This window comes from Burkholderia sp. Ax-1720 (assembly GCF_011753035.1).
GTDB classification, from domain to species: domain Bacteria; phylum Pseudomonadota; class Gammaproteobacteria; order Burkholderiales; family Burkholderiaceae; genus Burkholderia; species Burkholderia gladioli.
In genome coordinates this window covers 1-2,418 of the sequence record NZ_VWWK01000365.1, presented here as the reverse complement: position 1 = coordinate 2,418, position 2,418 = coordinate 1, and the positions used below count along the sequence as shown (strand labels likewise).

Genomic DNA, 2,418 nt, shown 5'->3' with positions numbered 1-2,418 from the left:
CGCGAGGCAGGCGAGCCGGGCCGGCAGCCCGCGCCACGGCCGCGCGCCGCCTTGGCGGGATGCGGGATCTAAGACGAAATCGAATACGGGATCGACAGCGACGGGGCACACGACATGGGCACCGGCGGCGCCGGAGCGCGCCTCGTGGATGGCGGCGCTGGGCGCGCGCGCGGCGGCGGAGGCCCCGGACGAGGCGGGGCGTGCGGCGTTGAACATTCTTTTGAGATCGGGTTGGCCTGGCCTGGCGCGACGGTAAACGCGCCGGCGAGACGAGAGGGTACAGACTTTGCGAAGGGCGTCAATTCATTCCGGAATCCAACGGACTGCCAATCTTCCCGTCAGATTGTCAATTCGGCATCGGAATTCGACATCGGAATATTCTCCATTGACCTGGAATTACCTAGAGTAGAAACTTCCTGTCGCCGACGCGTCGCGTTTCGATGCGAACGCCGGCGGCCATCGGAAGCAGTACCGGCACGGGGAAAATGCCGGTTTGGCCGCGCAGCGCGTTTCCTCGGTCTGTCAGTCCGTAAAGGCACATCCATGTCGACACCCATCCTGGGCAGGCTTTTCGCCAATAACGTCGCGGTCGATCCGGGCACCGCGAGCACGCTCATCTATACGCAGGAACGCGGCGTGGTGCTCAACCAGCCGTCGGTGGTCTGTTTCCGCAAGGCCGACGCCCATGTCGACAAGGCGCGGGTGGAGGCGGTCGGCGAGCTGGCCAAGGCGCTGATCGGCCGCGTGCCCGAGCACCTGGAAGCGGTTCGGCCGCTGCGCCACGGCGTGATCGCCCATTACCCGGCGGCCGAGCAGATGATCCGCCAGTTCGTCGGCATGTCGCATGCGCGCTCGCTGTTCGGCCGCCGCATCGAATTCACCGTCTGCGTGCCCTCCAGCGCCACCGCCGTGGAGCGGCGCGCGCTGCGCGAGGCCGCGGCGGCGGCCGGCGCCTCGCGCGTGAACCTGATCGACCAGTCGCTGGCGGCCGCGCTCGGCGCCGGGCTGCCGGTCACCGAGGCGGTCGGCTCGATGGTGGTCGACATCGGCGGCGGCACCACCGAGGTGGGCGTGGTGTCGCTCGGCGGCACCGTCTACCAGCACGCGATCCGGGTCGGCGGCGACCAGTTCGACGCGGCCATCATCAACCACGTGCGCGGCCTCTACAACGTCCTGCTCGGCGAGCAGACCGCCGAGCACGTCAAGAAATACATCGGCTCGGCCAGCGGCTCGGTGCCGCGCGAATCGATGCGCGCGGTCGGGCGCGGCGTCGAGGACGGCCTGCCGCGCACCATCGAGCTGTCCAACCACGACATCGCCGAGGCGCTGGCCGCGCCGCTCAACCAGGTGGTCAACGCGGTGAAGCGCGTGCTCGAGAAAGCGCCGCCCGAGCTGGTTACCGATATCGCCCATCGCGGCATCGTGCTGACCGGCGGCGGCGCGCTGCTTGCTCACCTGGACCGGCGCCTGTACGCCGAGACCGGGCTCGCGGTGCGGGTCGCCGACGAGCCGCTGAGCTGCGCGGTGCGCGGCGCCGGCGAGGCGATGGGCCGGCTGGCGATGGAAACCGATCACTGACACGCCGCCAGGCGACACTGCGAAGCAGGGCCGTTCTGGCCTATGCTGTGGCGAAACGGGGTGCGAGCAGCGGAGCGAACCGCCGCCCGCGCCCGTTTTTCCCCTGTTCCCCGTGGACCGCAGTCAGGAGTCGCAATGCCCGGCACGCAAGCTCATCCCGTTACCCCGACGGCCGAAGCGGCCGCAACCGCTTCCCCCGCTTCCCCTGTTTCTTCCGATTCCCAGGCCGCGCAGGTCGCCGCGACCGGCGCGCCGCCCTTCATCGCTCCCGAACCCGTCTCGCAGAAACCGGTGGCCGGCAGCCAGCATGTGCTGAAGGCCGGCGACGCGTTCGTGGTCAGCGACACGCTGGGCGACATCCTCGGCCATGACGACGGCCTGTTCGTCGACGACATGCGCGTGCTGTCGGGCTGGCGCCTGACCTTCGGCGGGCGCGCGCCCTCGCTGCTGTCGGGCGCGACCAGCGCCGACAACGCCTCCTTCACCGCGCACCTGACCAACCGGCCGCTGCCGCCGCTGGGCGGCCACGAGATGCCCGAGGGCGTGATCCACATCGACCGCACCCGCGTGCTGTCCGACAACGTGCTGTACGAGGCGCTGACGCTGACCAACTACGGCACCGCCGACGCCGAGGTGCCGCTGTCGATCTCGTTCGCGGCCGACTTCCTCGACATGTTCGAGGTGCGCGGCACGCCGCGCGAGCGGCGCGGCGCGGTGGCGGCGCCCGAGGTCGAGGCCGGCCAGGTGCGGCTGCGCTACGACGGCCTGGACGGCGTCGCGCGCACCGTGCGGATCGGTTTCTCGCCGGCGCCGGTGCGCCTGGCCACCGATCGCGCCGAC

3 protein-coding genes are annotated in these 2,418 nt (G+C 70.4%); 2 read left to right on the top strand and 1 reads right to left on the bottom strand.

Features of this window, described 5'->3' with window-relative positions:
• A partial coding sequence (locus tag F3J18_RS37995) for a hypothetical protein (protein WP_205195723.1) occupies positions 1 to 216 on the bottom strand: 216 nt, incomplete at its 3' end.
• Positions 217 to 543: 327 nt separating this feature from the next.
• Here F3J18_RS37995 and F3J18_RS36720 point away from each other — a divergent pair.
• Together F3J18_RS36720 and F3J18_RS36715 are read left to right on the top strand one after the other, a co-directional pair.
• Entirely contained in the window at positions 544 to 1,578 is a 1,035-nt protein-coding gene (locus F3J18_RS36720; protein ID WP_013691110.1) for a rod shape-determining protein, read from the top strand.
• Between the two features lie 135 nt (positions 1,579 to 1,713).
• A partial coding sequence (locus tag F3J18_RS36715; RefSeq protein WP_275691845.1) for a glycogen debranching N-terminal domain-containing protein occupies positions 1,714 to 2,418 on the top strand: 705 nt, incomplete at its 3' end.